The 20275-nt window shown below is 72.1% G+C and carries 23 protein-coding genes; 8 read left to right on the top strand and 15 right to left on the bottom strand.

From position 1 onward, the window contains the following. Positions 1–7: 7 nt before the first annotated feature. The 4 genes from IOD16_RS32515 to IOD16_RS32500 are packed head-to-tail and all read right to left on the bottom strand — an operon-like array spanning position 8 to position 3411. A complete protein-coding gene (locus IOD16_RS32515) occupies positions 8–562 on the bottom strand; it encodes a GtrA family protein (protein WP_123745478.1) in 555 nt (184 codons plus the stop codon). A gap of 36 nt (positions 563–598) precedes the next feature. Further along, positions 599–1114, bottom strand: a complete 516-nt coding sequence (locus tag IOD16_RS32510) for a GtrA family protein (RefSeq protein WP_201441661.1) — start codon at positions 1112–1114, stop codon at positions 599–601. A gap of 36 nt (positions 1115–1150) precedes the next feature. Then, the gene (locus IOD16_RS32505; RefSeq protein ID WP_201437552.1) at positions 1151–2191 is read right to left on the bottom strand and encodes a hypothetical protein; all 1041 of its coding nucleotides are present in this window, start codon (positions 2189–2191) and stop codon (positions 1151–1153) included. Further along, positions 2167–3411: a sigma-70 family RNA polymerase sigma factor gene (locus tag IOD16_RS32500; RefSeq protein ID WP_201437551.1), complete on the bottom strand. Its 1245-nt coding sequence runs from the start codon at positions 3409–3411 to the stop codon at positions 2167–2169. The genes IOD16_RS32505 and IOD16_RS32500 overlap by 25 nt, the downstream gene beginning before the upstream one ends. A 228-nt stretch (positions 3412–3639) precedes the next feature. Here IOD16_RS32500 and IOD16_RS32495 point away from each other — a divergent pair, with 228 nt between their 5' ends. Then, the gene (locus tag IOD16_RS32495; protein WP_236594516.1) at positions 3640–4371 is read left to right on the top strand and encodes a GGDEF domain-containing protein; all 732 of its coding nucleotides are present in this window, start codon (positions 3640–3642) and stop codon (positions 4369–4371) included. 103 nt (positions 4372–4474) lie between these two features. Here IOD16_RS32495 and IOD16_RS32490 read toward each other — a convergent pair whose 3' ends face one another. Continuing rightward, positions 4475–4954: a ricin-type beta-trefoil lectin domain protein gene (locus IOD16_RS32490; protein ID WP_201437549.1), complete on the bottom strand. Its 480-nt coding sequence runs from the start codon at positions 4952–4954 to the stop codon at positions 4475–4477. A 262-nt stretch (positions 4955–5216) separates the two neighbouring features. On the opposite strand from IOD16_RS32490, the gene IOD16_RS32485 reads away from it, so the two are divergent. From IOD16_RS32485 to IOD16_RS32460, 6 genes are all read left to right on the top strand, one after another. Beyond that, positions 5217–5633: a GntR family transcriptional regulator gene (locus IOD16_RS32485; RefSeq protein ID WP_201437548.1), complete on the top strand. Its 417-nt coding sequence runs from the start codon at positions 5217–5219 to the stop codon at positions 5631–5633. After that, a complete protein-coding gene (locus tag IOD16_RS32480) occupies positions 5630–6502 on the top strand; it encodes an ATP-binding cassette domain-containing protein (RefSeq protein ID WP_201437547.1) in 873 nt (290 codons plus the stop codon). Before IOD16_RS32485 ends, IOD16_RS32480 begins: the two co-directional genes overlap by 4 nt. Beyond that, the gene (locus tag IOD16_RS32475; RefSeq protein ID WP_201437546.1) at positions 6499–7497 is read left to right on the top strand and encodes a hypothetical protein; all 999 of its coding nucleotides are present in this window, start codon (positions 6499–6501) and stop codon (positions 7495–7497) included. The genes IOD16_RS32480 and IOD16_RS32475 overlap by 4 nt, the downstream gene beginning before the upstream one ends. Before the next feature lie 139 nt (positions 7498–7636). Beyond that, a complete protein-coding gene (locus IOD16_RS32470) occupies positions 7637–8833 on the top strand; it encodes a 5-(carboxyamino)imidazole ribonucleotide synthase (RefSeq protein WP_201437545.1) in 1197 nt (398 codons plus the stop codon). 17 nt (positions 8834–8850) lie between these two features. Further along, a complete protein-coding gene (gene purE / locus IOD16_RS32465; RefSeq protein WP_201441660.1) occupies positions 8851–9336 on the top strand; it encodes a 5-(carboxyamino)imidazole ribonucleotide mutase in 486 nt (161 codons plus the stop codon). A 52-nt stretch (positions 9337–9388) separates the two neighbouring features. Then, positions 9389–10552 carry an acyl-CoA dehydrogenase gene (locus tag IOD16_RS32460; protein WP_201437544.1) on the top strand — a complete coding sequence of 388 codons (1164 nt, stop codon included), beginning with the start codon at positions 9389–9391 and terminating at the stop codon, positions 10550–10552. A gap of 156 nt (positions 10553–10708) precedes the next feature. On the opposite strand, the gene IOD16_RS32455 is transcribed toward IOD16_RS32460, so the two are convergent. From IOD16_RS32455 to IOD16_RS32445, 3 genes are all read right to left on the bottom strand, one after another. Continuing rightward, positions 10709–11143: a tyrosine-type recombinase/integrase gene (locus IOD16_RS32455; RefSeq protein ID WP_442978070.1), complete on the bottom strand. Its 435-nt coding sequence runs from the start codon at positions 11141–11143 to the stop codon at positions 10709–10711. After that, positions 11065–11931: a site-specific integrase gene (locus IOD16_RS32450; RefSeq protein WP_201437543.1), complete on the bottom strand. Its 867-nt coding sequence runs from the start codon at positions 11929–11931 to the stop codon at positions 11065–11067. Before IOD16_RS32450 ends, IOD16_RS32455 begins: the two co-directional genes overlap by 79 nt. Before the next feature lie 265 nt (positions 11932–12196). Beyond that, complete coding sequence (locus IOD16_RS32445; RefSeq protein ID WP_201437542.1) at positions 12197–12490, bottom strand: hypothetical protein; 294 nt, start codon at positions 12488–12490, stop codon at positions 12197–12199. Between the two features lie 487 nt (positions 12491–12977). On the opposite strand from IOD16_RS32445, the gene IOD16_RS32440 reads away from it, so the two are divergent. Further along, a complete protein-coding gene (locus IOD16_RS32440; protein ID WP_201437541.1) occupies positions 12978–13307 on the top strand; it encodes a hypothetical protein in 330 nt (109 codons plus the stop codon). Positions 13308–13354: 47 nt separating this feature from the next. Here IOD16_RS32440 and IOD16_RS32435 read toward each other — a convergent pair whose 3' ends face one another. The 7 genes from IOD16_RS32435 to IOD16_RS32405 form a co-directional block, all read right to left on the bottom strand. Further along, positions 13355–14425: a VanZ family protein gene (locus tag IOD16_RS32435; RefSeq protein WP_201437540.1), complete on the bottom strand. Its 1071-nt coding sequence runs from the start codon at positions 14423–14425 to the stop codon at positions 13355–13357. Positions 14426–14537: 112 nt separating this feature from the next. After that, entirely contained in the window at positions 14538–15017 is a 480-nt protein-coding gene (locus IOD16_RS32430) for an SRPBCC family protein (protein ID WP_123745488.1), read from the bottom strand. Continuing rightward, positions 15007–15345, bottom strand: a complete 339-nt coding sequence (locus IOD16_RS32425; RefSeq protein ID WP_123745489.1) for an ArsR/SmtB family transcription factor — start codon at positions 15343–15345, stop codon at positions 15007–15009. The genes IOD16_RS32430 and IOD16_RS32425 overlap by 11 nt, the downstream gene beginning before the upstream one ends. Before the next feature lie 332 nt (positions 15346–15677). Then, positions 15678–16373 carry a TIGR03089 family protein gene (locus IOD16_RS32420; protein ID WP_123745490.1) on the bottom strand — a complete coding sequence of 232 codons (696 nt, stop codon included), beginning with the start codon at positions 16371–16373 and terminating at the stop codon, positions 15678–15680. A gap of 175 nt (positions 16374–16548) precedes the next feature. Next, positions 16549–17481: a hypothetical protein gene (locus tag IOD16_RS32415; RefSeq protein ID WP_201437539.1), complete on the bottom strand. Its 933-nt coding sequence runs from the start codon at positions 17479–17481 to the stop codon at positions 16549–16551. Between the two features lie 51 nt (positions 17482–17532). Next, positions 17533–18720 (bottom strand): LCP family protein, encoded by a 1188-nt coding sequence (locus IOD16_RS32410; RefSeq protein ID WP_201437538.1) that lies wholly within the window; start codon positions 18718–18720, stop codon positions 17533–17535. Positions 18721–18805: 85 nt separating this feature from the next. After that, the gene (locus IOD16_RS32405) at positions 18806–20257 is read right to left on the bottom strand and encodes an LCP family protein (RefSeq protein ID WP_236594514.1); all 1452 of its coding nucleotides are present in this window, start codon (positions 20255–20257) and stop codon (positions 18806–18808) included. Positions 20258–20275: the final 18 nt, after the last annotated feature.

Raw genomic sequence — 20275 nt, 5'->3', positions numbered from 1 at the left:
CCGCCGGTCAGGGGTGGCCGGGCGGCTGCTCGTCCTGCTTCGGGCGGTCGTAGGCCCGCGTCACGCGACGCGGCCGGAAGTCCGCCTCGGGGAAGACCCACTTCTTGTAGCCCCACCAGCGGAACACCATCGCGATCAGGGTGCCGACGACCTGCGCGCTGAGGAAGTCGGCGACCTCCTCGCCGATCCGGCTCACGTGCGGCTCCTGGAAGTGCAGCAGGTACCGCGACACCCACAGCGGCAGCGAGTTGAGCGCGATGCCGATGCCGTTGACGAGGAAGAACAGCGCGGCCTCGTGGTGGCGCTCACGGCCGCCCCTGGTCTTGAACGACCACTCGCGGTTGAGCACGTACGACACGATCGTGGCCACCAGCGTCGCCACGATCTTCGCGGTGACCGGGTTCTCGCTCAGCACGAGCGTCTTGAGCCCGAAGAAGAGCACCGTGTCGATCACGAAGCAGGTGCCGCCGACCACCGCGAACTTCAGCAGCTCCCGGTGCTTGAGCGCCAGGGAGCGCAGCGGTTCGGGCAGGCGGAGGACGACGTTCTCGACTGCGGACACCCGGGCAGTCTACGGAAAGCCGGGTGAAAGGCCTGTTCAGGCGACTTCGCGGGTTTCGGTCACGGGGTGCAGCGGCTGGACCGACGGCCGCGCGTCGGCCTGGGGGAAGACGAACTTCCGCATCGCCCAGTACTTGAAGCCGGTGGCCAGGAGCATGCCGATCACCGAGCCGGCGGCGAAGTCGGCGACCTCCGAGTGCAGGTCGAACACGTGCCGCGAGACGTACAGCGGCAGCAGGTTCACGCCGATGCCGATGCCGCTGACGAGGAAGAACAGCGCGGCCTCGTGGTGCCGCTCGCGGCCGCCGCGGGTGTGGAACGACCACTCGCGGCTGAGCACGTAGGACGAGATGACCGCCACCAGCACCGCGATGGCCTTCGCGGTGACGACCTTGTCCGCCAGCACGGTCAGCTTCAGGGCGTACCAGACGCCGTTGTCGATCAGGAACGTCGTGCCGCCGACCACGGCGAACCGGATCAGCTCACGGTGCTTGTTGATCAGGAAGCGGATCGGTTCCGGCAGGAGCCCCAAGACCCTGCGCACGAGTGGCAGCACCGGGGCAGGCTACCCACCCGCGTGATCGGACGGTCACGAAGGGGTGCGGCAGTGCCCGGGGAACAGGTCGTCCACCAGCGGCGGCAACCAGGGCAGCAGCGGGCGGCACGGCTCGTCTCGGGCGGGCGGCGGCGTGGTCGTGGTCGGCGCGGTCGTCGGGTCCGAGGTGCGCGTGGTCGTGACCGGCGGGGGAGGCTCGGTGGACGGCTCGGTCGGGGTGGTCGTCGGGCCGGTCGGAACCGTCGTCGGTGGTGGCGTGGTCGTCGGCGTGGTCGGGCCGGTGGTGGTGGTCGGCGGCGTCGCACGCGTGGTGGTCGGCGGCGTGTCGACCGGCGGCTCCGGCTGGTGCGGTTCGCCGGGACGCGGGGAGAGCGGCACCTCGACCTGCTCGGAGGCGTCGCCGAGGGTCGCCGAGACCCGGACCGCGCCGCCGCGGTGCGGTGACCCGATCGCCCAGACGGCCAGCCGGAACGACGCGCCGCGCGCCAGCGGCACCTCGCACACCACCCGGCTCCAGGAGCGCTCGCAGCCGGGCCACAGCGTGACCAGCGCGATGTGCTCGTCGGCCTCCACGACCAGGCGCAGCCCGCCCGCCCGGCCGCCGGTGTTGGTGACCTGGACGTCCAGCCTCGGGTCCCAGAACCCGTGCTGCCACTTGTGGACCAGCAGCTCCAGGTCGTCCCGCGCCGGGCGCACCTCCACGTCGACCGCGATCGCCACGCTCAGGGACACGCCCGCGCTGACCGTGCCGGTGATCAGGCCGGTCACCGCCTCCGGGTCGGCCTGCACGCGGAACACGAACGTCGCCGTGCCGCCGGGCGCGATGCCCTGCGTGGTGGCGCACGTCACCGCGCCGGTGCCCGCCGGGCAGGCGACGGTCTGGTCGGCCGCGCCGTCCAGGCGCAGGAGCCGCCCGCCCGCGAAGGACGAGGCGGGGCCGACGGACCGGACGCCGGGCGGCAGGGCGAGCACGGCGCTGGCCGGCTCGGACCCCGACTCACCGGAGTTGCGCACGGTGATCGGCAGGTCGACCGGGTCCTCGCCGGGGGTCAGCACGAACCCGCTCGGCACCACCGGCACGAAGTTCGGCGGCGTCGGGGGAGGCGGCGGCTCGGGCGCGGGTTCGGGCGCCGGTTCGGCCCGTGATGTCGTCGTGGGGTCCGAGGTCGGGGCGGTCGTGGGTTCGGTGGTCGTCGGCTCGGTGGTCGTCGCGGGGGCCGGCGACGGCGACGGCACGGTGGCGGGCGGCGGGTCGGACGCCGGCGGCTGCGCCGGCCGCGTCGGCTGGGCGGGTCGGGTGGTGGCCACCGGCGCGGTCTGCGCGGCGGGCACCTCCTGCTCGCCGCCCGACGCCAGGCGATCGCCACCGCGACCACCAGGGCGGCGGCCGAGGCGGCGGCCACGAAGAACTGGCGCGGCACGGACGCGGCGGCTCCGGCCGCGCCACCCGTGCCCGCGGCGGCGGCGACCGTGACCGCCTTGGCGGTGCCCGCGCCGGCCGCGGCGAGGTAGCCGGACGCGCCGACGCCGAGCACCAGCGGGGCGATGATCCCGCGCAGCGCGCCGTTGACGTCGGCCAGCTCGGCGGCCAGCGCCCGGCAGGAGCCCGTGCACTCGTCCAGGTGAGCCTCGACCTGCGTGGTCTCCCGCTTGGACAGCCCGCCGCGCGTCCACGCGCCGAGCCGCTCCACGGTGGCGCGGCAGCGCTCGGTCTGCGTCTCGGCCAGGTGCACCTGGAGGTAGGCCTGCTTGAGGCCCTCGCGGGCGCGGTAGGCCAGGGCGGACACGCCGTTGGCGGTCAGGCCGAGCAGCGGCGCGACCTCGGCGGGCGACTGGCCCTCGATCTCGGTGTGCCACAGCACGGTCTGCCAGCGCTCGGGCAGCCGGGCGAACGCCCGCGCCGCCATCGACCGCTCCAACCCGGCCACGGCGGTGTCCTTGAACGGCACGCTGGTCGCCTCGGGCGCGACCTCGGCCACGTCGTCGGCCAGTTCGAGCTTGCGGTCCCGGCGAGTCTTGTCGTAGGCGGTGTGGCGCAGCGCGGTGAGCAGGTAGGCGCGGAACGCCGAGTCGGGCCCGCGGCCTGCCCGCAGCGCGTCGAGGACCTTCGCGAACGCGTCGGAGACCAGGTCGTCGGCCTCGGCGGACGACCTGGCGAGCTGGCGGGCCAGGTTGTACGCGGCGGACACGTGGCGTTCGTAGAGCTGCCCGTAGGCCTCGGTGTCCCCCGCGCGAACGGAGTCGATCAGCTCCGCGTCGCCGGGTCCCTGGACTTCGGCAGGAACGGTCGCCACGTGTTCTTCCCTCCTCGCGCGGCGCCAGTGTGACGTACGGAGTCGCACACCGTCACCCGGAACCCCCCGACTGGGTGGAGTTATTGCCGTCATGGCTGAAGCGCGGCGACGTCTCGTAGGTGGAACCGACGTCGAGGAGGCATCCGGGTGGGTGTTCGGGAAGCGGTCACACGGCGCTCCGGCGCTGACGGGTCGCGGGCACTGCGGTCGAGGTGGCGCACCGCCACGATGGCCGCGGGCTGGGCGTTCCCGGCGGACTGGCCGTTGGCAGAGGTGGACGACGTCTGCCGGGCGGTGCTGGAGGAGGACGAGGACGCGGCGGACGCGGCGCTGTACCGGCTCGGCGCGGCCCGTGCCGAGGCGGGCGCCGAGCTGGGGGAGACGCTGCTCGACCTGGCGGCGCTGCACGCGGTCCTGGCGGAGCCGCCGGGGTCGACGGGGATCGTGTCGCCGAGCGCGGACGCGGTCCCGGCGCCGATGCTGCGGTCCACCGCGCTGGGGTGGGGCGAGGTGATGAGCACGCGCGCGTCGACCTGCGCCGCGGAGGACCCGCTGACCGGCCTGGCCACGTGCGCGTACCTGCGCACGAGGCTGCGCGAGGTGTACGGGGAGGCACGGGCGTCCGGTCGCCGGGAGCACGTGCTGGTGTTCGTGGGGCTCGACCTGACCCGCACGTCCGGGTGGTCCCGCGTGGTGGCGATGACCCTGCTGGCCGACGCGCTGAAGGAGGTGTTCGACGGCGGTGAGACGGTGGCCTCGATCGGGTCCTCGGTGGCGTGCGTGCTGCTCCGCCGCGACCGGCACCTGGCACGGGCCGTGGGCAACCTGCGCGTGCTCACCGCGGACCGGCTGGCCGTGGACCCGCACGTCGCGCCGACCGGCCCGGTCGAGGTCTGGCTGGAGGAACTGCCCCCGACCTGCGAGGACGCCCTGGCGCTGATCGCCGGGCTCGGCCGCTGAGACACCGGGCGCCGAACCCCTGTCCGGCGTCCGGCGCACCCCTCCCCCCCCAGGAGCCCGGCGCCTGCCTCCCCGGCGCGCCGGGCTCCTCACTCCCGTCCGGTTACTTGTGGATCTCCCAGCGCTGGTCGGAGCGCTCCGGGTCGCACGCCGTGAGGATCAGTTCCTTGTAGACGCCGTTGTGCGTGATGCAGAGGCCGGTGTCCCTCAGTTCGAACAACCAGGTGTGGTAGTCGTCGTAGGACGCGCCCACCCACCGCTGGCTGTCGGCGCCCTCGCAGTCCCGGCCCGCGACCTTGTCGCCGATCGCGGTGACGCACCACCCGTACCGCTTGTCGGTGATGGTGTTGTCATCGGAGATGAACCACTTCTGGTTGTCCTCTCCGTGGTACGGGTGGGGGATGACCGGGTAGTCGGGGTCCCACGCCCAGTTGGTCTGGTCCCACACATCACCCGGCCGGGTGTAGCTCTCGATCACCCACTCGTCCTGTCGCGTGTCGGGCTGGGCGGCATCGGCGATCGGTGCGACGAGCAGCGCCGAGGCGGCCGCGACGACGGCGGCGAGGATTCGTCCGAACTTCATTCGCATTCCTTCCGGGCTCGGATCAGGTGCGCCGTCCAGTAGAAGCGCCGACGGGGATCTTCGAGCGGCGAGAACAACCATGGTGGTGATGAACAACCCGGTCCGGTCGGTTCCGGCGCCGTGCCGGTCACGGACGGGGGATGTGCGACACCCCACCGTGCGCGGCGCGGTGGGCGCGCGGGTGACCCCCTTGACAACTCCCGGGCGTTTCGTGGACGGTGTGCCAGTGTCTTAGTCGAGTGACACAATTCGGAGGCGCCGGGTGGAGTTCCGCATCGACCGGTCCAGCGGCCTCCCCGCATACCTCCAGCTCGTGCGCCAGGTGCGGGAGGCGCTGCGCCTGGGCTGGCTGGGGCCGGGAGACCGGCTGCCGACCGTCCGCGACGTCGTCGCGAGGAGTGGTGTGAACGCGAACACGGTGCTCAAGGCCTACCGCGAACTGGAGCTGTCCGGCCTGGTCGAGGGGCGTCAGGGCTCGGGGACGTTCGTCAAGGCCGGTCTCGGCTCGACCGACCCCAGGGTGATGGAAGCGCTGAGAACGCGGCTCGCCGCGTGGGTCCGCGAGGCCCGTGCGGCGGGGTTGGACGACGAGGACGTCGACGCGCTGGTGCGCTCGGTCCTCGCCGCCGACGGCAACGACGACCAGGCAACGGCAGGGGAGGGGGTGGCGATCCGGTGAGCACCGCGGTCGAGTCCACCGGAGGGGCCGGGGTGGCGCTGCGCGCGCAGGCGCTCGGCAAGCGCTACCGTTCCAAGTGGGCGTTGCGCGAGTGCACGTTCGAGCTGCCCGCGGGCCGCGTGGCGGCACTGGTCGGCGCGAACGGCGCCGGCAAGACGACGTTGATGACCGTCCTGGCCGGACTCCTCGACGCCGACGAGGGGTCGGCGGGCGCGGCGGGCCGGGTGGCGTTCGTGTCGCAGGAGAAGCCGGTCTACCGGCACTTCACGGCGGCCGACATGCTGCGCCTCGGCGCGCGGCTCAACGTCGTCTGGGACGAGGCGCGCGCCCGCCGCTGGCTGGCCCGCTTCGAGGTCCCGCTGGACCGGGCGTGCGGCAAGCTGTCCGGCGGCCAGGCGTCGCAGGTGGCGTTCGCGCTGGCCATCGGCTCGCGACCGGACGTGCTCATGCTGGACGAGCCGCTGGCCGACCTCGACCCGCTGGCCCGTCGCGAGGTGACCGCCGAGCTGCTGGGCGAGGTCGGCGAGACCGGCATGACCGTGCTGCTGTCCACGCACGTGGTGGCCGAGCTGTCCGGCGTCGCCGACTACCTGCTGCTGCTCGCCCACGGCCGGCTGCTGGCCGGTGGCGACCTGGACGAGCTGCTCGAACGGCACGTCAGCTACACCGGTCCGCGCTCGGACGTGCCGCCCGCGCTGGGCGGGATCGTGGAGGCGCGGCACACCGGCAACCAGTCGACGTTCCTGGTCGAGCTGCCCGAGGGGCAGCCGCGGCCGGTGGTGGCGGGCCCGTGGGTCGAGCGCCCGCCGACGTTGGAGGACTACGTGCTCGCCCAGCTCGAAGCCACCCGGAAGGGGGCCCGCGGATGACCGCCACCGCGACCGACGCCGTTCCCGGAGCCGCGCCCGCGACCCGACGCGCTCGCATCGGGTGGGGTGACCTGGCGTGGCTGACCTGGCGGCAGCACCGGTGGGCGATCGTCGGCCTGCTCGTCGCCGTCCTGCTGGCCGTCGTGGCGGCGCTCGGCATCGCCTGGCACGTCGACGCCGCCGGCCGGGCGGGCGAGCTGTTCGGCCGCTGGCGGATCCTCGGCGTCGCCCAGGTGCTGCTGCTGGCGCCGATGACGATCGGCCTGGCCGTCGCCGTGTTCTGGGCCGCGCCGCTGCTGTCGCGCGAGTACGAGCAGCGCACGCACCTCGTGGTGTGGAGCCAGGACGTCACCCCGGCCCGCTGGCTGACCGGCAAGGTCGTGCTGCTCGGCGTGCCCGCGGTGGTCCTGTCCGTCGGCCTCGGGCTGGCCTCGATCAAGCTGATGAACAGCGTCAACGCCGTCTCGAGCCGGTACCTCCCGTTCGGCCCGTTCGAGCCGCCCGCGTTCGACGTGACGCCGTTGATGCAGGCCGGGTACTCGGCGTTCGGCTTCGCGCTCGGCCTGGCGCTCAGCGCGGTCACCCGGCGCACGGTCCTGTCGATGGGGCTCGCCCTCGGCTCGTTCATCGCGGTGCGCGGCCTCGTGATGGGGCTGTGGCGGCCGTACTTCCAGGACCCGGTGCGCGTGGTGGAGTCGTACGACGCCTACCAGAGCTCGTGGGACGGTCCGGCCCCGGATTCGTGGACGGTGAACAGCGGTTTCGCCGACGCGGCGGGCAACGAGATCCCGTTCCCGGGGACGTGCGCGGACATCCAGGACAGCGCGGCCTACGTGAAGTGCATGGAGGACAGCGACGTGCGGTTCTTCACCGACTACCACCCGGCGGAGCGGTTCGGCGCGTTCCAGCTGTACGAGTTCGCGATCTTCGCCGTGCTCGCCGCCGCCCTGTTCGCGCTGGCCTTCGCGCGGGTGAGCCGGACCCGCCGGGTCTGATCCGGGCGTCGCCACCGACCGGGCTCGCCGCCTCCACCCGGCGGCGGCCCTGCCGTGGGGGTCCCGCGCGCCTCGGGGCGCGCGGGGCTTCCGCACCCGGTCCGGAGCACGGTGTTTGTGCAGGTAGAATCACGAAACCGTGGACTCCCGAACCCGTCTCCCCGTCGTCGGCATGATCGGCGGCGGCCAGCTCGCCCGCATGACGCACCAGGCCGCCATCCCGCTCGGCCAGTCGCTGCGGGTGCTCGCCGAGTCGGACTCCGACCCGGCCGCGCTCGTCGCGCGCGACGTGGAACTGGGCAAGCACACCGACCTGGACGCGTTGCGCGCGTTCGCCAAGTCGTGCGACGTCATCACGTTCGACCACGAGCACGTGCCGCAGGAGCACCTGCACGCGCTGGTCGCCGACGGCGTGAAGGTGCTCCCCGGACCCGACGCCCTGGTGCACGCGCAGGACAAGCTGGTCATGCGCGAGCGGCTGGCGGCGACGGGCGCGCCCGTGCCGCCGTTCACCGCCGTGCTGGACGCGTCGGACGTGCTCAGGTTCGGCGCCGAGCACGGCTGGCCGTGCGTGCTGAAGGCGGTGCGCGGCGGTTACGACGGCCGCGGTGTGTGGATGCTCAACACGCCGCAGAGCGCGCAGCGGGTCGTGCCCGAGCTGCTGGCCGCCGGCACGCCGTTGATGGTCGAGCAGTGCGTGCCGATGCGCCGGGAGCTGGCCGCGCTGGTCGCGCGCTCCCCGTTCGGCCAGGGCGCGGCGTGGCCGCTGGTGCAGACCGTGCAGCGGGAGGGCATCTGCGTCGAGGTGCTGGCGCCCGCCCCGGACGTGGACCCGGCGCTCGCCGAGCAGGCGCAGGAGCTGGCGCTGAAGATCGCCGCCGAGCTGGACGTGGTCGGGCTGCTGGCCGTGGAGCTGTTCGAGACCGACGGCGGGCTGGTCGTCAACGAGCTCGCCATGCGACCCCACAACTCCGGTCACTGGACCATCGAGGGCGCCCGCACCTCGCAGTTCGAGCAGCACCTGCGGGCCGTGCTGGACTACCCGCTCGGCGCGACGGACCTCGTCGCGCCCGCCGTCGTCATGGCGAACGTCCTCGGCGCGGCGGACGCGCCCGAGATGGGGCCGGACGAGCGGCTGCACCACCTGTTCGCCCGGTTCCCCGACGCGCACGTGCACCTGTACGGCAAGGCGGAGCGGCCGGGGCGCAAGATCGGCCACGTGACGCTGCTCGGTGAGCGGATGGACGACGTGCGGCAGCGGGCGGGGCTCGCGGCGCACTGGCTGTCCGACGGCGTGTGGCTGGACGGGTACGACATCCACGGAGGACAGCAGTGACGCACGTCGGCGTGATCATGGGCAGCGACTCGGACTGGCCGGTGATGAAGGCCGCGGCCGAGGCGCTGGCGGAGTTCGACGTCACCTACGAGGTGGGCGTGTACTCGGCGCACCGCACGCCGCAGCGGATGCTGGACTACGCCGCCACGGCCGCGTCCCGCGGGCTGCGGGTGATCATCGCCGGCGCCGGCGGCGCCGCCCACCTGCCGGGCATGGTGGCGTCGGCGACCGCGTTGCCGGTGATCGGCGTGCCGGTGCCGTTGAAGTACCTGGACGGGATGGACTCGCTGCTGTCGATCGTGCAGATGCCGGCGGGCGTGCCGGTGGCCACGGTGTCCGTGGGCGGGGCGCGCAACGCCGGGCTGCTGGCCGTGCGCGTGCTGGCGGCGGGGGACGACGAGCTGCGCAAGCGGATGGAGGCGTTCCAGGCGTCGCTGTCGGACCTGGTGCTGGAGAAGGACGCCGCGCTGCGGGCTGTTGCGGACGGCACAGCGGCGAACTGAGTGAACGCGCGCTAACATCCGGGTAGGACGCCCTACCGGGAGGTAACTTAACGTGGACCCGAGCTTCGGTACCTACCAGCTCGCCGAGGAGCACGAGGCGCTGCGCGAGGCGGTCCGGTCGCTGGCCGACAAGGAGATCGCCCCGCACGCGGCGGACGTGGACGAGCAGGAGCGCTTCCCGGTCGAGGCGTTGAACGCGCTGGTCAAGGCCGGTTTCGCGGCCGTGCACGTGCCGGAGGACTACGACGGCCAGGGCGCCGACTCGGTGGCCACGTGCATCGTGATCGAGGAGGTGGCGCGCGTGTGCGCGTCCTCGTCCCTGATCCCGGCGGTGAACAAGCTGGGCACGATGCCGATCCTGCTGTCGGCGTCGGAGTCGCTCAAGCAGCAGGTCCTGCCGTCCATCGCGGCGGGTGAGGCGATGGCGTCCTACGCGTTGTCCGAGCGGGAGGCCGGTTCGGACACGGCGTCGATGCGCACGCGGGCCAGGCTCGACGGCGACCACTGGGTGCTCAACGGCACCAAGTGCTGGATCACCAACGCCGGCGAGTCGACCTGGTACACGGTCATGGCGGTGACGGACCCCGACGCGCCGAAGAAGTCGCAGGGCATCTCGGCGTTCGTGGTGCACAAGGACGACCCGGGTTTCGTCGTGGGCTCGAAGGAGCGCAAGCTCGGCATCAAGGGCTCGCCCACCCGCGAGATCCACTTCGAGAACTGCACGATCCCGGCGGACCGCGTCATCGGCGAACCGGGCACCGGCCTGAAGACCGCGCTGCGCACCCTGGACCACACGCGCCCGACCATCGGCGCGCAGGCCGTGGGCATCGCCCAGGGCGCCCTGGAAGCCGCCGTGGCCTACGTCAAGGACCGCAAGCAGTTCGGCAAGTCGATCTCCGAGTTCCAGGGCGTCCAGTTCATGCTGGCCGACATGGCCATGAAGATCGAAGCCGCCCGGCACATGGTCTACGTGGCCGCGGCGAAGGCCGAGCGGGGCGAGCCGAACATCGGCTTCATCACGGCGGCGGCCAAGTGCTTCGCGTCGGACGTGGCGATGGAGGTCACGACGGACGCCGTGCAGCTGTTCGGCGGCGCCGGCTACACCCGCGACTTCCCGGTCGAGCGCATGATGCGCGACGCCAAGATCACCCAGATCTACGAGGGCACGAACCAGATCCAGCGCGTGGTCATGAGCCGCGCACTCCTGAACCGCTGAGTTCGAGCAGGTCAGAAGCGACGGCTGGTGTCTGACACCGGTCGTCGCCTCGCACCGTGCCGATCATGGTTTCCCCGCGTGTTCCGTCCATATTCCGTCCCGCTCCGTCGAACCACGGAACCCGACCGCTTGACCGGGTGTCCTGACACCCGGTCGTCAGCCCACGGCGCGCGGCCGGAACATGCGGGCGTCCATCGCCGATCGGGCGCGGTCGTGCGAGTCCGGCAGCAGGTGCACGTACTTCTTCAGCGTGTACGCCGCATCGTGGTGGCCCATGTACTCGGCGAGCTCCTTGACGTTCACCCCGTCAGCGAGCATCACCGACGCGAAGTAGTGGCGCAGCTGGTGCGTCCCCTCCTTGCGTGTGGTGACGTACCGCCTCCGCCCCCGGTTGTCCTTCGTCGGCTCCGGGATGACGCCGGCCGCAGCGATGGCCGGCTTCCACACCGTCTCCGAGTAGGCGCGCGGCTTGAGGTGTCCGCCATCGAGCCAGCGGAACAGGAGCCGGTGCGTCACTGGCGTGCCGGTCGGCTTCTCCCAGGGCAGCGTGAGCGGCTGCGGTGGGTGCTTGCGGATGTGCTCGCGGAGCACCTGCGCCGTGCCCTTCGGGAGCGGCACCGTGCGCTCCGAGTCGTTCTTGGGCAGCCGAACACGTGGTCGCGGCCGAGCTTCTTGAGCTGCCGCCGGACGTGGACCACACCGGCCTCGAAGTCGACGTCCTCCTCGGCGATGCCGAACAGTTCGCCCTCTCGTAGGCCGCAGGTGGCGGCGAGTGTGGGCATGGCGCGGAGCAGGTCCGGGTGCGCGTCGATGACGGTGAACACCACGTCGTCGGACCAGGCGACGACCTTGCCCGCGGGCTCCGTGTCGATGCTCTGGACGACCTTGTTCGTCGCCGGGTTCTTCTTGATCAGGTCGTCGGCTAGCGCCAGGTCCAGCACCCCGACGATGACCAGGCGCGCGGCGGCCACGGTCGACGGACCGAACCGCTCGCCGAGCTGCGTCTGAAACGTCGACACGTCGGACGGCCGGATGGCCTTCACCGACTTGCGCCCGAACACCGGCTCGACGTGCAAGCGGTAGACGGACTCGTACTTGATCGCGCTCGACGGGTCGACCTTGCGGGACGTGAACCACCGCTCGGCGACCTCGGCGAACTTCTCCCGGCCCGCCTTCGGGTCGCGGTAGTCGCCACGCTCGACATCGGTCTCCTGCGCCTGCCAGTGCAGGTCCGCCGGTGTCTTCTTGGCGAACGCCTTGGTCCGCTCGTTCCCTTCGGGGTCGTGCCAGACCGCGAGGTAGCGCTTGCCGACTCCCCACCGCTTATTGCGAATGCGCCCGTTCTCCCCGCACCACGGGATATCCTGGGCACCCTTCACGCGCACCTCAAGGATTTCTCATCCTCGGAGGGGCGGGGTGGCATCCTCAAGCGAATCGGCACCACCCGGCGGTTCCGCTACCGCTTCCGCGACCCGTTGATGCCGCCGTTCGTGATGATGAAGGGGCGCGTCGACAACCTTATTTGAACGCCCCCAAATCGCGTGACGCCCTGCGTCGCTCGGCGCACCTACCTGCGCGCGGGTGAACGGACGCCCCCGCTCTGTCAGCCTCCGAGCCGGTGGAGCGGGGGCGTTTCGTCGTGCCTCAGTACAGGCTGTTGCTGTCCGGGCCCGGGGCCATCACGATCACCACGACACCGACGGCGACCAGCACAAGCGGCACGATCACCAGGGTCCAGATGAGGATGCGGCGGATCGAGTGCAACAGAACCACGGCCTCCGTCGTTGCCTGCGCCTGCGCCTCCTCGACAGACGCGCTGTTCCGGATGCGGTGCAGCGACGCCTGGGCGAAGTGATGCTTCCAGTTCGCGCCGGTGCCGGGCGTGCCCTGGTACACGGAGACGAACGGCTGGAACGGGCCGGGCTGTGGCTCGGACACGGTGGACTCCTAAAGCGGGAGGTTGCTAAGTGATGGGTCGGTTCGGTGCTTGCTGCTGTTACGAGATGCCTCGTCTCCTGCTGGGCCGTCGGTGTTCATGCTGCGGACCGCGGACCGGAACTCCTCTGGGTCGGGCAGTCGGCGCGCGGTGAGTCCCGCGGTGAAGTCGTGCCCAGCCCGGAGCAGGCACGTGAAGCAGCGCAGGCCGTCGAGGTCGATCACCAGCCGCGGCCGGTCGGCCTGACCCCACCCTCCGCCGCAGCGGGCGCAGTGGATCTCCTCGTCGCCGAGCGACAGCGTCTGTTCTTCGTGATCAGGCCGCCTTCGGTCTTCCCTGCGGGTGTCCGCACGGTTCCCGGTGGAGTATCACGGGCCGTAGTGGGGCGTTACTCCGATGGTCGAGTGTGTTCGGTGTTCCCTGCCCCTACCGTTGCGTCCCGGTTCGGCCGAACGAGCCGCGGGCGACGCAAAAATGGGAGCAGGCCTCATGAACAGGACCAAGACCGCTGTCGTGGCACTCGCGATGGGTGTCGGCCTCACGGTGTCCGGCGGTGTGGCGGTGGCCGCCCCGGTCGAGGCCGCGGCCGGTGAGATCGGCATCCAGTGCACCCGGCAGTACGTGCTGGCGAGCAACGCGACCCTCCGCCACTCGCCCGGCGGGTCGGTCAAGGCGTACGCGTTCGTCGGCGACAAGTTCAACGTGCCCAACCCGTCGGGCAGCTGGTACTACGGCAACCTCTACGACCAGAGCAACACCCACTTCGGCGACGGTTACATCCTGGCCTCGGCGCTCGCGTACACCGGTATCTGCTTCTGATCGGGAACCGGTGGCCCCGTGCCCGGAACCGGTGTGGAGGACTGCTCCTACCGCGGTACGGGTGCGAGCGGGGCTGTCCGGGATCGGCCGGCCGCCGGCACCGCGCGGGTGCCGGCGAGCAGGTCCGGCCAGCCCCGCTGGTCCCGGCGGAAGACCGGGACGGCGAACGCGCCCAGGACGACGAACGCCAGCACGCACAGGTCCAGGGCGAACCACCACTCGCTGGGCGCGACGGCGGCGTAGGTGACCAGGCCCGTCACGCCCAGCAGCTCGCGCAGGAAGACCCGCAGGGGATTGGCCCGGCCGCCGTCCGCGCGGCCGAGTCGGTAGCGCAGCAGCCACCCGCCCGGCGTCCGGCCGGTCGCGGACGGCAGCACCACCCGGATCGCCACGGTCAGGGCGACCAGCCACCACAGGTTGTCGCCGAAGACCAGGTGGGTGCCCACGATCAGGATCACCACGTCCACCATCAGCGCGGCGAACCTGCGCGGCACGGTCACGGTGTGCGGTGGGGCGGTGGACGCGTCCGGGTGCGGCACGGCGGGGACGACCAGCGCTACCGGGGCGAGCATCCACCCGACGAGGGCGCCGGTGGTGTTCGAGATCAGGTCGTCGACGTCGGCGATGCGGTACGGGCACGGGTACACGCCCAGGTTCCCGGTGTACTGCACCACCTCGACCGCCAGCGAGATCCCCAGGCCGATCGCGACCACGGCGAACGCGCCGCGCCCGTACGACTTCCGCAGCACCACGCCCAGCGGCACGAACAGCGCGACGTTGAACGCCTGCTGCAGGAACGCGGTCGACGTGACCACGGCCCCCAACCCGGAGCGCCCGTTCGCCGCCAGGTTGTGGCGCATGTCCGTCACCCACTGGAACGGCCTGGTGGACAGCATCGTCTCGCCGTCGCACACCAGTGACGACGGGAACGGCAGGAAGATCAGCGCCAACGCCACCAGCCCGTACGCCAGCAGCCCGTACAGCACCACCGCCCGACGCGGCTCCACCCGCCCGAACCGGTAGTAGTGCAACGCGATCAACGGCAGCAGGACGAGCACGCCGACGCCGACGAACGCCGCGAAGCCGGTCCGAATCGACTCCAGGTACGAACTGAGCATCTCCACCGATCCGGTTCAGCGGTCCCACGGTCGCGGGTCAACCGCTCAGTAACCCCAACGCGTGAACGCCAAACCCGATCGGGGAACGTTGCCGCCGAACGGACGTGCCGGCTCAGCCCGCGGCGGCCAGGTGCGCCGCCAGCCGCTCGTAGCTGACCTCGGCCCCGTCCTTCATCCCCGTCCCGAGGGCGCGGTCGCGGTCCGCCTGGGAGGGGAACTCCATCGTCTGCACGACCGTCGTGCGGTCACCGTCCGCGATGAACCGGGTCGTGTTGACCGTCGAGGCCCACCCGGGGCCCCACGACTCGGTCTGCACCGTCTTCGACCAGGGCGTGACCTCGAGGTACTCGCCGGTCATCGCCATCTCGCTGCCGTCGGTCCGCCGCCACACCATGTGCCACCGCCCGCCCGGCCGCAGGTCGATCTCGCACACGGGCATCGTCCACCCCTCGGGGCCGAGCATCCAGCGCGCGACGTGCTCCGGCTCGGTGAACGCCTCGAACACCAGCTGCTGCGGCGCGTCGAACGTCCTGGTCAGCGCCACCTCCACCGGGGACGGCGTGGTCCACGACACGGTGGTGTCAGTCGTCATCGTCCTGCTCCTTCATGCGTTCGAGGTAGGAGTCCAGGCGGCGGTAGCTGTCGTCCCAGAAGCGGCGGAAACCGTCGGCCCACTCGGTGACCTCGCGCAACGGGGTCGCGTCGAGCGCGCACGGCCGCCACTGCGCGTCACGGCCGCGCGTGATGAGCCCGGCCCGTTCCAGCACGCGCAGGTGCTTGGACACCGCCGGCCCGCTCATCGCGAACGGCTCGGAGAGTTCCTTCACGGTCGCCGCGCCGTTCGCGAGCCGCGCCAGGATGGCCCGGCGCGTCGGGTCGGCCAGGGCCGCGAAGGTGATGCTCAGGGGATCGTCCGCCATGGCTACCTAACCACTTGGTTATCTAACTGACCGGTTTTCTACGCCGCCGTCGAGTCGCTGTCAACCGGTCCCGGACGCCGGAGAAGTGGTTGACAGCTTCGGCCGGGCTCGGCGTGGGAGCGGTCTTCACCGCCCACGCCTGGCAGGAGGTCGCCGAGCTGCTGGTCCTCGGCGTCGCGGCGCCGGTCGTCGGCGTGCTGCCGGCGCTGGACATGCTCGGCGCGCCGGTCCTCGCGCTCGGGGTGGCCGCCCTCGCGGTCGGGTTCAACGGCGGGTCGCTGTCCGTCGCCAGGTTGACCAGGGGGCGCGGGGCCGAGCAGCCGGTCTGGGGGTCAGCCGACCAGGTCGAGGGTCGTCTGCTCGCCGGCGCGGCGCGCGGCCAGCAGGTCCGGTGCGGCGTTGCTGCACTGCACCAGCGAGCCTCCGCCCGCCAGCACGGCCAGGAAACCGTTCAGCAGACCGTCCGGCAGACCCCACTCCACAGTGGACAGCACGCGGGTAGCCGTGGTGATGCCCAACGTCGCCGCCCGCTGGTGCGCCTCCTCCACCACCTCGTCCACAGTGGACTTCAGCAGGGCGGGCGTGGCGCCGGGAACGGGCTCCCACGGCGCGAAGTCGTCGCCGAACACGCGCACGTCGTCGTTGTAGTCCACGGGCGCGCCGCTGCCCAACCCCATGGGGTGCAACGACGCCACGGCCGTCACCAGCGCTCCGGGCGCTTCGCCGCCGGGCGCCACGACGGCCACCTTCGCGCCGGCCGGGTCGTCCGTCACCGCCGCGCCGCACCACCACGCGCCCAGCAGCACGCCGGCCGTCTGCCAGTGCGCGGGCAGCAGCACGGCCACCGGGTCGCCGGGCTCGACGTCGTGCTCGTCACGGAGCCAGTTCGCCGTCTTGGCCGCCCAGTTCCGGATGGTGGCGCGCGACAGCTCGACCCGGGTGCCCGCCGCGTCGTCGTAGTGCGTGATCAGGGGACGGCCGGGATTCGCCGCGAACAGGGGCGCGAACAGGGCATCCGTGACGGTCATGGGCCAACCTTGCCACGTCCGGCCGCGCCCACCACCCCGACCCCCGCGTGTCCTACCTCCAGAACGCGCGTGTCCTACCTCCAGAACGCGCGTGTCCTACGTCCGGAACGCGCGTGTCCTACGTTCCCGATACCCGAGTTGAACGCTCAGCCCACGTGCCGGGCGTCCTGAGCGCTCAACTCGGGGTACCGGAACGCAGGACACGCGCGTTCCGGGTGTAGGACACGCGGTTGGTGGTCAGGAGGCGCACGGCGTTGGCGGTCACGACGCCGCGCCACTCCAGCGCCGCCGCCGGGCCCGGCGGCTGCCACGGCACCGACCAGCCGCCGTCGTCGCCCTGCGCCGACACCAGCGCGTCCAGGTGCGCGGTGATCGCGTCGGCCGGGAACAGGGCGCGCAGCGGGTCGGTCGGCGACGGCGCGAAGTCGAGCGGGGTCAGGCCGTACCCCTCGCCCGGGTGGAGGTGGAACAGGGTCAGGTCCGAGACCGACAGCCCGTGCCGGCCGGCCCATTCCCGGTCCGGGGTGCTCGCCAGGTAGTGCAGCACGTTGAGCCCCGTGTGCGCGTCGACGATGTCGGGCAGGTCCTCGATCCGCGCCCGGCAGAACCCGTCGGCCGTGTCGAGCCAGTCGGCGGACACGCCGGCCTTCCGCAGGCCCGCGACGATGCCCGCCGTCGGGTTGAGCCCGACCGGGAACCGGCCGTCGCCCCAGTGCTCGGCCCGGGCGTGGTCGGCGATGTCCGGCAGCACGATCGGCAGCCCGCCGTCGGGTGACGTCACCGATTCGAGGTACGGCACCAGGCTCCCGGCGAACCCGGTGACCGTCCGCCGCACCACCGCGTCGCCGCCCGCGGGCGAGTCCAGCACCTGCCCGAGGACGCCGAGCGCGAAGTCGACGGCCAGCGGCTGGCTGTGCGGCGCGCGCACGTCCGGTTCCAGCGCGTGACCCAGCCCGCCGTCGGCGTTGCGGTAGCCCGCGAGCGCGTCCACGACCGCGACCGCCGGGACCGGGTCCGGCTGCGACCACAGCCGGGCGAGCCGCCGTTCGAGCAGTCGGGCGTGCGTGTCCAGGAACGCGTGTGCGCGGGCGAGGGCGGCGTGGTCCATGCCGCCGATCGTGGCACCGCGGCCACCGGCGCGTCTTGAACGTTTCGGACGTCAGTCGACGCAGACCGGGCCGGCCTGGGCGGCACGCCGGCGCGGGCCGTCGAGGCTCACCGGGCGGTCGGCGGCGAAGCGCTGGGTCGGCGAAGCCGAAGTCGGGGGCGCCGTGGTCGTGGGCGCGACGGGCGCGGGCGTCTTGTCGCCCAGCAGCTCCGCCACGAACGCCTTCACCTGCGCCGGGTCCACGGTCACGACGCTCTGGCCGCGCTCGTTGCGCTCGCCCACGCCGGTCACCGGGATGGTGGCGAACTCGACGTTCCCGCCGGCCAGCCCGCGCGCCTGCCCCGCGAACGTCGCCAGGTCCAGGTTGTCGTCCACCACGATCGACTTGTTCACCGCGTCCAGCAGCCCGGACAGCCGCGTCGGGTCCGCCAGCGTGCCCGCCGACAGCAGCTTCGACATCGCCGCCGACATGAACACCTGCTGCCGGGTGATCCGCCCGAGGTCGCCGCCGGGGATGCCCTTGCGCTGCCGCACGAACGCCAGCGCGTCGCCACCGGCGATCGTCTGCACGCCCGCGCGGAAGTCCGCGCCCGAGTCCGGGTCCGACGTGCCCTGCTTCAGGCACACCTCCACGCCGCCGATGACCTCGGTGAGCAGGTAGAACCCGTACAGGTTGATCTCCGCGTAGTGGTCCACCCGCACGCCGGTCAGCTCCTGCACCACCTGCACCAGCGCCCGCCGCCCTGCCTGGTCGCCCGCCTTGGCGCGCTCGGTCAGGTCCGACGTGCCGGCCGCGGCCAGCCGCTCCATGGTGAAGAACTTGGTCAGCCCGTACGCCGAGTTGATCTTCTCCTCGCCGATCCCGGGGATGGGCACGTAGGTGTCCCGCGGGATCGACACGGCGTGCGCCTTGCTGCCGTCGTGCGGCACGCGCATCACGATGATCGTGTCCGTGTTGAGCGTGTCCGTCGCCTCCGTGCGCAGCTTCCGCAGCACGTGGTCCGGCAGCTGCACGCCCTGGGCGTCGGTGCGGCTGTCGCTGCCGACCAGCAGGATGTCCGTCGCGCCGTCGGCCACGGGCGGCGCGTTCGGCACGTCCGACAACGCCGTCAGCACGTCCGTCGTGTTCACGCTCTCCTGCACGCGCTGCAACGTCGACCAGCCGTACCCGGCAGCCGCCAGCACGGCCGCGGACAGCAGCGCGACGAGCACGCGTCCGGCGATCACCGCAGCCCTCACCGGCGTTCCTCCTACAAGTGGGTGTCCGACCAGGCTAACCACCTTCGGCCGGTCGGACGCCCGGGTTCACCGGTAGGTGGGTGTGTCAGTTGACGCAGACCACACCGTCGGCGGTGATCGGCGGGGTGGAGCTGGTCGAGGGCGCGCTCCCCGTGCCGGTGACGTCGACCGACGCCGGGTCGGACTGGTCCGGCGGCTCGTAGTCGGCGCCGGCGTACACCAGAACCTGCCCTCTGGGCACGGAGTCGTCCTCGACGGCCTCGGCGTTACCGCCCAGGGCGGAGATCACCCTCTCGGCACTGCCCCGCTCACCCGGCGCGTACCGCACGGACGTGGTGTCCGCGTACGGCCCGGAGTCCGCGAGGCCGCGCCGGAAACCCTTCTCCACCAACGCGTCCAGCACGCTCGCCGCCAATCGGTTCACGCCCGCGGAGTTGTAGACGTGCACGGTGATCGCCGAGGGCGGCGGCCCGGACGGCGTCGTGGTCGTGGCGGGGGCCTTCGACGGGTCGTTGTCGCTCGCCAGGCCCTTGATGAACTGCCGCACCCGGGCCGGGTCGACCGGCAGCACGTTGCCGTCGCTCCACGTGTCCGTCGGGTCGCCCACCGGGATCGTGCGGAACTGGATGTTGCCGCCCACCAGGCCCTGCATCTGCGTGGCGAACTCGGTGATGTTCCACCCCTCGCTCAGCACGACGGACTTCTTCACCGCCGTCACGAGCTGGTTGAGCTGGTCGAAGTCGGTCAACGTGCCGGTGGACAGCACCTTGCGGGCCAGCGCGCCGATGAACACCTGCTGCCGCACGATCCGGTCCAGGTCCCCGCCGGGCAGCCCGCCGCGCTGGCGGACGAACGACAGCGCCTTCGCGCCCTCGATGGTCTGCCGCCCGGCCGGGAAGTCCGCGCCCGAGTCGTGGTCGCTGGTGGCCTGGTTCAGGCACACCTCGACGCCGCCGAGCGCCTTCGTCACCTCGTAGAAGCTGGCCAGGTTGACTTCGGCGTACCGGTCGACGGTGACGGACCCGCCGGTCAGCCCTTCGATCGTCTTGATCAACGTCTTGCGGCCGGCCAGCGTCGACTGGAGCTCGATGCGGGCCTCGTCGGTCACGCCCTGCTCGCGCAGCTCCTGCGCCGTCTCGTTCTTCTGCCGGGCCAGGGCGGAGTTCAGCTTGTGCTTGCCGAACCCGTCGGCGATCTCCACGTGCGAGTCGCGCGGGAACGAGATGGCCACCGCGCGCGTGCCGTCCTGCGGGATGTGCACCAGGATCATCGTGTCGGTGTTCTGCGTGCCGTCCGCCACACCGCCGTTGAGCAGCGCCAACACCTCGTCCGACAGCGGGTTGCCCTGCGCGTCGGTGCGGCTGTCGACGCCGACGAGGAGGATGTCGACCGCCCCGTCGAGCGGCTTGCGGGCCACGCCGTCGGAGTCCTGCGTCACCGAGGACGCGATGACGTCGGTCGTGGTGATGTCGTCGTCGATGTCGCTGAGGTAGTACCAGCCGTACCACGTGACGACGAGCACAGCCGCCGAGACCAATGCCAGCAGTGAACGCGC

It is taken from the genome of Saccharothrix sp. 6-C, assembly GCF_016695385.1.
Lineage (GTDB): Bacteria > Actinomycetota > Actinomycetes > Mycobacteriales > Pseudonocardiaceae > Actinosynnema > Actinosynnema texasense.
The sequence above is the reverse complement of the archived record's forward strand: the minus strand, read 5'-3'. Positions and strand labels throughout refer to the sequence as shown.